10 protein-coding genes are annotated in these 11339 nt (G+C 72.9%); 3 read left to right on the forward strand and 7 right to left on the reverse strand.

Going from position 1 to position 11339, the window contains the following annotated elements; genetic code table 11:
* Positions 1–128 precede the first annotated feature (128 nt).
* From glpK to mmuM, 4 genes are all read right to left on the reverse strand, one after another.
* Positions 129–1649, reverse strand: coding sequence for a glycerol kinase GlpK (glpK, locus tag ACZ6Y7_RS36130; protein ID WP_465762200.1), 1521 nt, complete (start codon positions 1647–1649; stop codon positions 129–131).
* Between the two features lie 126 nt (positions 1650–1775).
* On the reverse strand, positions 1776–2513 hold the full coding sequence (locus ACZ6Y7_RS36135; protein WP_465762201.1) for an MIP/aquaporin family protein: 738 nt from the start codon (positions 2511–2513) through the stop codon (positions 1776–1778).
* A 285-nt stretch (positions 2514–2798) separates the two neighbouring features.
* Complete coding sequence (locus tag ACZ6Y7_RS36140) at positions 2799–3563, reverse strand: IclR family transcriptional regulator (RefSeq protein ID WP_465762202.1); 765 nt, start codon at positions 3561–3563, stop codon at positions 2799–2801.
* Positions 3564–3729: 166 nt separating this feature from the next.
* The gene (gene mmuM / locus ACZ6Y7_RS36145) at positions 3730–4674 is read right to left on the reverse strand and encodes a homocysteine S-methyltransferase (protein WP_465762203.1); all 945 of its coding nucleotides are present in this window, start codon (positions 4672–4674) and stop codon (positions 3730–3732) included.
* 241 nt (positions 4675–4915) lie between these two features.
* On the opposite strand from mmuM, the gene ACZ6Y7_RS36150 reads away from it, so the two are divergent.
* From ACZ6Y7_RS36150 to ACZ6Y7_RS36160, 3 genes are read left to right on the forward strand one after another with little or no spacing between them, the layout of a single operon-like run.
* Positions 4916–5827, forward strand: a complete 912-nt coding sequence (locus ACZ6Y7_RS36150) for an NUDIX hydrolase (protein ID WP_465762210.1) — start codon at positions 4916–4918, stop codon at positions 5825–5827.
* A gap of 49 nt (positions 5828–5876) precedes the next feature.
* Positions 5877–6425 carry an NUDIX domain-containing protein gene (locus ACZ6Y7_RS36155; RefSeq protein WP_465762204.1) on the forward strand — a complete coding sequence of 183 codons (549 nt, stop codon included), beginning with the start codon at positions 5877–5879 and terminating at the stop codon, positions 6423–6425.
* 50 nt (positions 6426–6475) lie between these two features.
* Positions 6476–8572, forward strand: a complete 2097-nt coding sequence (locus ACZ6Y7_RS36160; RefSeq protein WP_465762205.1) for an acetoacetate--CoA ligase — start codon at positions 6476–6478, stop codon at positions 8570–8572.
* A 72-nt stretch (positions 8573–8644) separates the two neighbouring features.
* Here the strand turns inward: ACZ6Y7_RS36160 and ptsP are convergent, their stop codons facing one another.
* The 3 genes from ptsP to ACZ6Y7_RS36175 form a co-directional block, all read right to left on the reverse strand.
* On the reverse strand, positions 8645–10315 hold the full coding sequence (gene ptsP, locus ACZ6Y7_RS36165; RefSeq protein WP_465762206.1) for a phosphoenolpyruvate--protein phosphotransferase: 1671 nt from the start codon (positions 10313–10315) through the stop codon (positions 8645–8647).
* Positions 10316–10360: 45 nt separating this feature from the next.
* On the reverse strand, positions 10361–10810 hold the full coding sequence (locus ACZ6Y7_RS36170) for a PTS sugar transporter subunit IIA (RefSeq protein WP_465762207.1): 450 nt from the start codon (positions 10808–10810) through the stop codon (positions 10361–10363).
* 333 nt (positions 10811–11143) lie between these two features.
* On the reverse strand, positions 11144–11339 hold a 196-nt coding region (locus ACZ6Y7_RS36175), incomplete at its 5' end, for a hypothetical protein (protein WP_465762208.1).

Here is an 11339-nt window from a genome sequence, read left to right on the forward strand (position 1 = left end):
CGTGTGCGGTGCGGTCCCTCCGGAGGGACCGGGTCGGCCCGGTGCGGCGGGCCGGTGGAACTCGGTGACACCCGCTGCCGGAACAGCGGGCAGCCGGCCGGGGCACGGAGCCCCGACCGGCTTGTCGGTCAGTTGTTCTCTTCTTCCTCCACCCAGCCCATGGTGCGCTCCACGGCCTTGAGCCACTTCTTGTACTCACGCTCCCGGGTGGCCTCGTCCATGCGGGGCGTCCACTCGGCGGCGCGGTGCCAGTTGGCCCGCAGGGTGTCGAGGTCGTTCCAGAAGCCGACGGCGAGACCGGCCGCGTAGGCGGCGCCGAGGGCGGTGGTCTCGGCCACGTACGGGCGCTCGACCGGGGCGTCCAGGACGTCGGCGATGTTCTGCATGAGCAGGTTGTTGCTGGTCATGCCGCCGTCGACCTTGAGGGCGGTGAGCTCGACCCCGGAGTCCTTCTGCATGGCGTCGACGACCTCGCGGGTCTGCCAGGCGGTGGCCTCCAGGACGGCCCGGGCCAGGTGGCCCTTGGTGACGTACCGGGTCAGGCCGGCGATCACACCGCGGGCGTCGGAGCGCCAGTACGGGGCGAACAGGCCGGAGAACGCCGGGACGAAGTAGGCGCCGCCGTTGTCCTCGACGGTGTTGGCGAGGGTCTCGATCTCGGCGGCGGTGGAGATGATGCCGAGCTGGTCGCGCAGCCACTGGACGAGCGAGCCGGTGACGGCGATCGAGCCTTCCAGGGCGTACACCGGGGCCTGGTCGCCGATCCGGTAGCCGACGGTGGTCAGCAGGCCGTGGTACGAGTTGACGATCTTCTCGCCGGTGTTCAGCAGCAGGAAGGTGCCGGTCCCGTAGGTGGACTTGGCCTCGCCCTCGTCGAAGCAGGTCTGGCCGAACAGCGCGGCCTGCTGGTCGCCGAGCGCGGAGGCGACGGGGACGCCGGCCAGGTCGCCGACGGCCTCGCCGTACACCTCGGCGGAGGAGCGGATCTCCGGCAGGACGGCCAGCGGCACGCCCATCGACTCGGCGATCGCCTCGTCCCAGGCCAGGGTCTTGAGGTTCATCAGCATGGTGCGGCTGGCGTTGGTCACGTCGGTGACGTGCTTGCCGCCGTTGACGCCGCCGGTGAGGTTCCAGATGACCCAGGTGTCCATGGTGCCGAACAGGATGTCGCCGGCCTCGGCGCGCTCGCGCAGGCCCTCGACGTTGTCGAGCAGCCAGCGGATCTTCGGGCCGGCGAAGTAGCTGGCCAGCGGGAGGCCGGTCTCGCGGCGGAAGCGGTCCTGGCCGACGTTGCGGCCGAGCTCGCGGCAGAGCGCCTCGGTGCGGGTGTCCTGCCACACCAGCGCGTTGTGCACCGGCTCGCCGGTGTTCTTGTCCCACAGGACGGTGGTCTCGCGCTGGTTGGTGATGCCGATGGCGCGGATGTCGTCCTTGGTCAGGCCGGCCTTCTCCAGCGCGCCGCGGACGACCGACTGGACCCGGGTCCAGATCTCGGCGGCATCGTGCTCGACGTAACCGGGCTGCGGGAAGATCTGGCGGTGCTCCTGCTGGTCGACGGAGACGATGCGGCCGTCGGCGCCGAAGATGATGCAGCGGCTGGAGGTCGTGCCCTGGTCGATCGCGGCGATGTAGTTACCGGTGGAGGTCATAGGGGTGGGTCCTCGGCTCGGGTTCGGGATGACGGGGTGGGTGGGCCTGACGCGCTTCTCGGTCAGTCCCCGTGTTCGGCGGGTTCGACGCCCCCGGGGAAGGGATCGTTCGGAACGGGGGTCCTTTTAGAACAGGGCGTTGTAGACGCCGCCGGCCGCGAGGCCGCCGATGATCGGGCCCACGACCGGGATCCAGGCGTACGACCAGTCGGAGCCGCCCTTGTTCGGGATCGGCAGGATGGCGTGCGCGATGCGCGGGCCGAGGTCACGGGCCGGGTTGATCGCGTAGCCGGTCGGGCCGCCCAGCGAGAGGCCGATGCCGACGACGGTGAAGGCGACCATCAGGGTGCCGGTGCCGGACTGGGAGAGGCCGGCGTTGGTGCCGATGGTGAGGATCGCGAAGCAGAGCACGAAGGTGCCGATGACCTCGGTGAGCACGTTCTGGAACGGGTTCCGGATCTCGGGCCCGGTCGAGAAGATGCCGAGGGTGGGCTCCTGGTTGGCGTTGAACTGGCCGAGGTAGGTCGCCCAGACGAGCACGGCGCCGATGATCGCGCCGAGCAGCTGCGAGCCGAGGTAGAGCGGCACCTGGCTCCATTCGCCGCTCTTGACCGCGAGGGCGATGGTCACGGCCGGGTTGAGGTGCGCGCCGGACTTCGGAGCCGACATGTAGGCGGCGATGAGGACCGCGAATCCCCAGCCGAAGGTGATCGCCAGCCAGCCGGCGTTGACGGCCTTCGACTTCTTGAGGGTCACGGCGGCGCAGACGCCACCGCCGAGGAGTATCAGGGCGGCGGTGCCGAGGGTTTCGCCGACGAAGACGTCGCCGTTGGAGAACGCGGACACAAAGACTCCCTTGTCCATATGGCCCGGAGGTGCGGGTGGGGGCAGGCGGCCGGTCGATCCCTGTGCGGGTGAGCGCACCGTGGGAGTGATCGCTCCGGCCATCGTTCGACAATGTCGACCGTCATGCGGAAGCTTCCTCCCCAGGTCGCCCTCGCGTCAAGGCGGGGTTACGCAGCTGTGACCCTCGCCTCGGCCGGTCCACCGAAGTTACCGAGCGGAGCGCTCCGAAACAGGACAAAACGCCACGGCGCGGACAGGCCGACCGCCCGTCCGCGCCTCAGCGTGACGAAATGAATGCGCCGCTCAGAACCGGCCGGCGCCCAGGTCGCGGGAGATCGCGCGCGCCGCGCTGCGCACCGAGGCCACCAGCGAGGGCTTCACGAAGCCGTCCTCGCAGACCCGCTCCACCGGCCCGCTGATGCACACCGCGCCCACCGGGTTGCGCCGCCGGTCCTGGATCAGCGCGCCGATCGAGGCCACGCCCTCCCAGGTCTCCTCGATCGAGTCCGCCCAGCCGCGCTCGCGGATCAGCGCGCACTCGGCGTCCACGTCGGCCGCCTCGGTGAGCGTGCGCACGGTGTACGACTCGTACGGGCCGTCGCCCAACTCCCCGCGCGCCACCGGGTCGTAGGCCAGCAGCACCTTGCCCAGCGCGGTGCTGTGCAGCGGCTGCATCGAGCCGACCTCCAGCACTTGCCGGGTGTCGTCCGGCCGGAAGACGTGGTGCACGATCAGCACGCCCTGCTGGTGCAGCACCCCCAGGTAGACCGTCTCCCCGGTCGCCCGGGCGAGGTCGTCCGCCCACACCAGGGCCCGCGCCCGCAGCTCGTGCACGTCCAGGTAGCTCTGCCCCAGCCGGAGCAGCTCCGCGCCTAGCTGGTACTTGCCGCTCTCCGGGTCCTGCTCGACGAACCCCTCCTGCTGCAGCGTGCGCAGGATGCCGTGCGCGGTGCCCTTGGCCAGGTCCAGGGCCGTCGCGACCTCGGACAGCCCCAGGCGGCGCTCGCCGCCGGCCAGCAGGCGCATGATCGCGGCGGCCCGGGAGAGCGACTGGATCGGGCCGGGCATGGATACCTCCGCGCGGACAGGCGGTCGACATTGTCGACCGCGGTAGTGACGGGACGAGTCTGCCAGGCCGTACGGACTCCGTGCACCTTCCCCCTCGGTAACCCGCCCTCAGCCCGCCGTTCACCTCCCGTGCCGAGCGGTGGCCGATCTCCGCTCCCGCCGGCGGTCAGCCCTCCGCGCCGCCCGACGGCCCCCGGCGCACCGCGACCTCCGCCGCGAGCGCCGCGATCCCGTCCGGCCCGACCCGGCAGCAGCCGCCCACCAGCCGCGCGCCGTCCGCGAGCCACCCGCCCACCCGGGCCGAGCGGAAGGTCGGCTCCCCGCGCCAGTCCCGGCGCTCGGCGTCCCACCGCTCCCCGCTGTTGGGGTAGACCACCACCGGCTTCCCGGTCACCTCGGCGGCCACCGCCACCGCCCGGTCGGCGTCCCCCGGCGTACAGCAGTTGACGCCCACGGCCAGCACCTCGTCCACCTCCGCGGCGAGCGCGAACGCCTCCGCCAGCGGCTGTCCGGCCCGGGTCCGGTCGCCCTCGACGCTGTACGACAGCCAGGCCGGCACCCCCAGCCCGCGCACCAGCTCCAGCAGCGCCCGCGCCTCGTCCGTGTCCGGCACCGTCTCCAGCGCCAGCACGTCCGGCCGGGCCGCCGCCAGCGCCTCCAGCCGCGGCCGGTGGAAGGCCACCAGCTCCGCGACGCCGAGGCCGTACCGGCCCCGGTACTCCGAGCCGTCCGCCAGCACCGCGCCGTACGGCCCCACGGAGGCGGCCACCCAGCGCCGCCGCCCGGCCGGCTCGGCCCGCGCCGCCTCCCGGGCCAGGTCCACGCTGCTCGCCAGCAGCCGCGCCGCCTGCGCCCGGCCGATGCCGCGGCGGGCGAAGCCCTCGAAGCTCGCCTGGTAGCTCGCCGTGATGGCCACGTCGGCGCCCGCCTCGAAGTAGGCCCGGTGCGCCGCCACCACCGCCTCCGGTTCGTCCGCCAGCAGCCGGGCCGACCACAGCTCGTCCGACAGGTCGTGCCCCGCCGCCGCCAACTGGTTCGACATCCCGCCGTCCAGCACCAGCGGACCGGCGGCCAGCGCCGCGGCGAAGTCCGACGGGGGAGCAGTGGGCATGGCGGCCTCCTCTGGTGCGGTCCTTGCTGGTCACAGCCTAGGAGGCGGACGCCCTCGCCGACCGGGAAAAGCATTTGCCGCCGGGGAACGCAATCGCTAGGTTGTGCTCAACCGGAGAACGACATCACCCGGCGACACCCGGCGACAGCCGCAGCAGCGAACGACGACAACGAACAACGGCAGCACGTACGACGAGTACGACAAGCACGACGAGCACGACGAACGCGGAGAGGAACCGGCGATGGCGGCGGACGACCGGCCCGGCCCCGGGCCCGAGGCCGAGCAGGAGTGGCTCGCCGCGTACGACCCGCGCGCCTTCACCCCGATCGCCGTCACGGTCGACGTGCTCGCCCTGACCTTGCGCCGGGGCGCCCTGCACGTCCTGCTCGTCGAGCGCGGCGCCCCGCCCTACCAGGGCTGCTGGGCGCTGCCCGGCGGCTTCCTGCGGGCCGGCGAGGAGAACCTGGCCGAGGCCGCCGTCCGCGAACTCGCCGAGGAGACGGGCCTGCAGGGCGTCGCCGAGGCCGAGGCCACGCTCTGCCGCCTCCACCTCGAGCAGCTCGGCACCTACGGCGACCCCGACCGGGATCCCCGGATGCACGTCGTCTCCGTCGCCTACCTCGCCTTCGCCCCGGACCTCCCCGACCCCCGGGCCGGGACGGACGCCGCGGCCGCCGCCTGGCACCCCGTCCACGACCTGGACCTCCGGCCCCGCGGCCGGTCCCGAGCCGCCGGTGCGCCCGTCGACACCCACGGGGGTGGTGTCGACGGGGGCACCGGCCCCACGCCGCTCACGCTGGCCTTCGACCACGCCCGGATCCTCGCCGACGGACTCGACCGGGTCCGCGCCAAGCTCGAGTACAGCCCACTGGCCACCGCCTTCCTGCCGGACGACTTCACCATCCCCGACCTCCGCGCCGTCTACGAGGCGGTCTGGGGCGAGAAGCTCCACCCCGGCAACTTCCACCGCAAGGTCCTCTCCGTCCCCGGCTTCGTCGAGAGCACCGGCGGCACCACCGAGCGCGGCGGCGCCCGCGGCGGCCCCCGCGCCCGCACCTACCACGCCGGCGGAGCCCGCCGGCTGCACCCCGCCCTGCTCCGCCCCACCCGCGAGGACCGCCCCGCCGACGGCCCACCGGGCGACCCCCGCTGATCACCGCGGACCAGGCACCACCGTCGACCCACGGGGCTACGATCCGGCCATGACCACTGACGAAGCGACCCAGACCACCCACCGGCCGTTCTCGCACTGCCACTTCTGCGGCACGCCCTACCCGCCCGGCACCCGCGCCTGGCCCCGCACCTGCCCCGGCTGCGCCGAGATCAGCTACCGCAACCCGCTGCCCGTCGTGGTCACCGTCCTCCCCGTCACCAGGCCCGACGACGACCCCGCCCTGGTCGTCATCCGCCGCACCATCGAACCCGGCTACGGCGAACTCGCCTTCCCCGGCGGCTACCTGGACTACGGCGAGACCTGGCAGCGGGCCTGCGTCCGGGAGCTGCGGGAGGAGACCGGCATCACCGCCGACGCCTCCGAGATCACCCTGATCCACACCGCGTCCGACCCCGACGGCCGCTTCGTCATGCTCTGCGGCCTGCTCCCGGCCCGTCCGCTCGCCGAGCTCCCGCCCTCGCGCCCCACCGACGAGACCGACGGCTGGTACCTCGCCACCGCCGACACCGCACTGGTCTGGGACTTCCACAACGGGGTCCTCAACCGCTTCTTCCGCGGCGAGTTCACCTCCCGCTGACCGCCCGGCCACCCGGAAGTCGACCCTGGCGCGACGGCCGCTCGCATGGCATGGTCTGCACCGACAGCCCAACCGGACGGGTCTGCCACGAGCCGTCCCGTCCCGACCCCGGCCGGGAGACCACCACCGTGAGCACCCCACCCCAGGACCAGCCGCTCTGGCGCCCCGACCCCGCTCGCGCCGCCGCCACCCGCCTGGTGGCCTTCCAGGCCTGGGCCGCCGAGCACCACGGCGCCCCGGCCGCCCCGCTCGCCCCGGCCGCCGACGACCGGCAGGCCGCCGAGCGCTACGCCGACCTGCACGCCTGGTCCACCGAGGACCTCGACCGCTTCTGGACCGCCGTCACCCGCTGGTTCGACGTCCGGTTCACCCAGGCCCCCGAAGCCGTCCTCACCGACCAGGCGATGCCCGGCGCCCGCTGGTTCCCCGGCGCCCGCCTCAACTACGCCGAGCACGCCCTGCGCGCCGCCGACGACCCCGCGAACGCCGACCGCCCCGCGATCCTCCACCTCGACGAGACCACCGAGCAGCCCGCCGTCCTCACCTGGGCCGAACTCCGCCGCCAGGTGGGCTCACTGGCCGCCGCCCTGCGCGCCCGCGGCATCGGCCCCGGCGACCGCGTCAGCGCCTACCTCCCCAACATCCCGCAGGCCGCCGTCGCCCTGCTCGCCACCGCCGCCGTCGGCGCGATCTGGACCAGCTGCGCCCCCGACTTCGGCGCCCGCAGCGTGCTCGACCGCCTCCAGCAGATCGAACCCGCCGTCCTCTTCGCCGTCGACGGTTACCACTACGGCGGCAAGGACCACGACCGCACCGAGGTCGTCGCCGAGCTGCGCCGCGAGCTCCCGAGCCTGCGCACCGTCGTGCACGTCCCGCTGCTCGGCGGCCCGGCCCCCGAGGGCACCCTGACCTGGGACGACCTGGTCGCCGACGACGTGGCACCGGTCTACGAACCGGTCCCCTTCGACCACCCGCTCTGGGTCCTCTACTCCTCCGGCACCACCGGCCTGCCGAAGGCCATCGTCCAGAGCCAGGGCGGCATCCTGCTGGAACACCTCAAGCAGGCCGGCCTCCACCTCGACCTCGGCCCGCAGGACCGCTTCCTCTGGTACACCTCCACCGGCTGGATGATGTGGAACTTCCTGCTGGCCGGCCTCCTCGTCGGGTCCACGATCGTCACCTACGACGGCAGCCCCGGCCACCCCGACACCGGCGCCCTCTGGTCGGTCGCCGCCCGCACCGGTGCCACCGTCCTCGGCACCTCCGCCGCCTACGTGATCGCCGGCCGCAAGGCAGAGCTCCACCCCGGCCGCGACCTCGACCTCTCCGCCGTGCGCTGCATCGGCACCACCGGCTCCCCGCTGCCCCCCGACGGCTTCCGCTGGATCTACGACGAGGTCAAGCAGGACGTCTGGCTCGCCTCCGTCAGCGGCGGCACCGACGTCTGCTCCTGCTTCGTCGGCGGCGTCCCCACCCTCCCGGTGTACCTCGGCGAGATCCAGGCCCCCTGCCTCGGCGCCGCCGTCGAGTCCTGGGACGTCCAGGGCAAGCCGCTCACCGACGCGGTCGGCGAACTCGTCGTCACCAAGCCCATCCCGTCGATGCCCACCGGCTTCTGGAACGACCCCGAGGGCACCCGGTACCACGACAGCTACTTCGACACCTACCCCGGCGTCTGGCGCCACGGCGACTGGATCACCGTCACCTCCCGGGGCACCGTCGTCATCCACGGCCGCTCCGACTCCACCCTCAACCGCCAGGGCGTCCGGATGGGCTCCTCGGACATCTACGAGGTGGTCGAGCGCCTCCCCGAGATCGCCGAGTCCCTGGTCATCGGCCTGGAGGAGCCCGACGGCGGCTACTGGATGCCGCTGTTCGTCGTCCTCGCCCCCGGCGCCGAACTGGACGACGACCTGATCGGCCGCATCCGCACCGCGCTGCGCACCGAACTCTCCCCGCGCCACGTCCCCGACGAGGTCATCGCCGTCCGCGGCCTCCCGCACACCCTCACCGGCAAGCGGATCGAGGTCCCGGTCAAGCGCATCCTCGCCGGCACCCCGCTGGAGCAGGCCGTCAACCCCGGCTCCGTCGACCACGTCGACCACCTGCGCTTCTTCGAGCGCCTCCGGACCGACCGCCGGGCCTGACCGGCCCGACACCGCGAAAAGGGGCGCCCCCACCGCCGTGGTGGGGGCGCCCCTTCCCGTCGTCCTCCGGCGCTACTCGCCGGACAGCACCTGCTGCGCCGCGGCCCGCGCCTCCTCGGCACTGTCCGCCGCCCGGGCCGCCTCGGCCGCTCGTCGGCACTGCGCCAGCGTGTACTTGGCCAGCGTGGACCGCACGTACGGGATCGACGCCGAGCCCATCGAGAGGCTGGTGACGCCCAGACCGGTCAGCACCACGGCCAGCAGCGGATCGGAGGCCGCCTCGCCGCAGACGCCGCAGCTCTTGCCGCTCACCCGCGCGGCGTCGGCCGCCGCGGCGATCAGGTCCAGCAGCGCCGGCTGCCACGGGTCCTGCAGCCGCGCCAGCGCACCGACCTGCCGGTCGGCTGCGAAGGCGTACTGCGCGAGGTCGTTGGTCCCCAGCGACAGGAACTCGACCTCCTGCAGGATCGCCCTGGCCCGCAGCGCGGCGGAGGGGATCTCCACCATCGCGCCGAACTTGGCGTTCAGCCCGGCCTCGCGGCACGCGGTCGCGAAGTCCTTGGCGTCCTTGCGGTCGGCCACCATCGGGGCCATCACCTCGAGGTGCACCGGCAGGCCCTCGGCCGCCGTGGCCAGCGCCCGCAGCTGGGTGCGCAGCACCTCGGGGTGCTCCAGCAGGGTGCGCAGACCGCGCACACCGAGCGCCGGGTTCGGCTCGTCGGCCGGCGTCAGGAAGTCCAGCGGCTTGTCCGCGCCCGCGTCGAGCACGCGCACCACGACCCGACCCTCCGGGAAGGCCTCCAGCACCTTGCGGTACGCCTCGACCTGCTTCTCCTCACTCGGCGCCTTCGCCGAGTCGTCCAGGAACAGGAACTCGGTGCGGAACAGACCGACGCCCTCGGCGCCGTTCTCCAGCGCCGCCGGCACGTCCGCCGGACCACCCACGTTGGCCAGCAGCGGCACGCGGTGCCCGTCCGAGGTCTGCCCCGGGCCGGAGGAGGCGGCCAGCGCGGCCTTGCGCTCGGCGGCGACCGCCCGCAGCTCCTCCTGCTTCTCCTGGGACGGCTCCAGCAGCACGTCGCCCGAGCTGCCGTCCACCGCGACGACGGTGCCCTCGGCGACGTCGGTCGCCCCGGGCAGCGCCACGACGGCCGGCACGCCCAGGGCCCGCGCCAGGATGGCGCTGTGGCTGGTCGGCCCGCCCTCCTCGGTCACGAAGCCGAGCACCAGCGCCGGGTCGAGCAGCGCCGTGTCCGCCGGCGCCAGGTCACGCGCGAACAGCACGTACGGCTCGTCGCTGTCCGGCACGCCCGGCATCGGCACCCCGAGCAGCCGGGCCACGATGCGGTTCCGCACGTCGTCCAGGTCGGCGACCCGCCCGGCCAGGTAGTCCCCGGCGGAGGCCAGCAGCGCACGGTACGCGGCGAAGGCGTCGTACACACCGCGCTCGGCACTGCTCCCGACGGCGATCCGGCGGGACACGTCGGCCATCAACTCCGGGTCCTGCGCCATCAGCGCCTGGGCCTCCAGGACGGCCTGCGCCTCGCCGCCCGCCAGGTTGCCGCGCGCGATCAGGTCCGCGGCGACCGCCTCGACGGCGGCCTGGGCACGCGCCTGCTCCCGCGGGGCGTCCTCGGTCGGGATCCGGGTGGCGGGCGGCTCCAGCACCGCCGTGCCCATGTGCCGGACCTGGCCGATCGCGACCCCGTGGCTGACACCCACGCCGCGCAGTGTCTTCTCCATGTACCTGTCTCCGCTGAGTCTGTCTGTGTGGGGGATAGAGAGGGGTCAGCTCCAGCTGAACAGCGGCTCGCCGGAGACCGCCTCGCCGTCCTCCCGCAGGTCGCCGAGCGAGTCGGCGTTGGCCTCCAGCGCCACGATCGGCGAGATCGGCGACTTGCCGGCGGCCTCGACGGCGGCCGGGTCCCACTTGATGACGGCCTGGCCGCGGGTCACCGTGTCGCCCTTGTTGACGAGCAGTTCGAAGCCCTCGCCGTTCAGCTGGACGGTGTCGATCCCGAGGTGGGTCAGGACACCGTGACCCTCGTCGTCCACGACGACGAACGCGTGCGGGTGCATGGAGACCACGATGCCGTCCACCGGAGCGACCGCCTCGGTGGGCCGACGCACCGGGTCGATCGCGGTGCCGGGGCCGACCATCGCGCCCGAGAACACCGGGTCCGGCACGCCGGCGAGCCCGACGACCTTGCCGGTCAGCGGCGACGTCACAGTGGTCATGGTTGTGCCTCCCAAGTGCGCAGTACAGCGAGCGGCCGCGAGGAGCGGCACGACAATCAGCTGAAGCCTAAATCATGTCAACTTCGGACATCTGTCGACATTCCCGGGCGAATCCCCGGCCCGCGCCCACCTCCCGGCCGGCGTCCACCGACCCACGAGTGGTCTAGTCCTCTCGGCCGGTTCGCCGCACTCTACAGGCATCTTGGCGAACCGGGACCATTGCTGTATATGCTCGCGAGAGCAACAAATCATGCCGCCAACCGGGCGACGCCGGACGCGCCCCGATTCGCACTCCGGCCATCGACCCGCTATGGTTGGTCAGGTCGCCGCGACTCAGCGGTTAACACCAGGTTTCAGATGCGAAAAGGCCCGGTAAACGGAGCGGAAAACGTCTGATAAGCTGGAAACACGAAAGAACGAAGCCCGGAGGGCCTGCTGGAAGGCGGCCTGAAGGAAGCGTCCGTTCCTTGAGAACTCAACAGCGTGCCAAAAGTCAACGCCAGATATGTTGACATCCCCGGCCTCGGTC

The sequence above is a fragment of the Kitasatospora sp. NPDC053308 genome, assembly GCF_055585785.1.